The organism is Chromohalobacter sp. 48-RD10, assembly GCF_029889785.1.
Taxonomy (GTDB): Bacteria; Pseudomonadota; Gammaproteobacteria; order Pseudomonadales; family Halomonadaceae; genus Chromohalobacter.
In genome coordinates this window covers 1-640 of record NZ_JARANX010000207.1, presented here as the reverse complement: position 1 = coordinate 640, position 640 = coordinate 1, and the positions used below count along the sequence as shown (strand labels likewise).

Here is a 640-nt window from a genome sequence, read left to right as displayed (position 1 = left end):
GTACCGTTGCATCTGCGGGCTTGCCATTGATGGAGACCAGTCGTCCGCGCACGATGGGATATAAATCGCTGCGCGTATCACTGGCATCCTCGACGATCTCGCGGAAGCCTTCGCGCTCGGCTGGCTGGATATTGATGGCAAAGTAGTTGGGCGTATCCTCGGGCAGCTGCGATTCCCAGGCGGTCACCAGGTCGCCACGCACCAAAGCGATGATCGCCATGGCTGCGAAGGTGACCGAAAAGGCCAGCAACTGCCCCAAGCTGGCATGTCGGCGGCGGGCCAATTGCCGTGCGCCGAGACGCCAAGCGTGCCGCGCACCGTGGCGGTGATCGCCGGCGACGCCTCGCACCAGTCGCAGCAGACCCGAGAGTAGCCCGTGACCCAATAACCACAGGGCCGCCAGCGCCAGTTCGCCGCCGATCAACAGCCCCAGCGAGAGCGTGAAATCGCCCGAATACAACCACAGCAAAGCGCCGAAAACTCCACTGGCGATGACCACCACGGCCCAACCGGCCATCGGCACGGGATCGAGTTCGCGTCGCAGCACCTTGAGTGCGCTCACCCGCTTGAGTCGTAACAAGGTAGGGCCGGCGAAGCCGATGAGCACCGCCAGCGCGGTCAGTACTCCCATCAATAACGG

1 pseudogene is annotated in these 640 nt (G+C 63.6%); it reads right to left on the bottom strand.

Going from position 1 to position 640, the window contains the following annotated elements:
* A pseudogene (locus OP496_RS18275) lies at positions 1–640 on the bottom strand (ABC transporter permease); the annotation flags it as partial.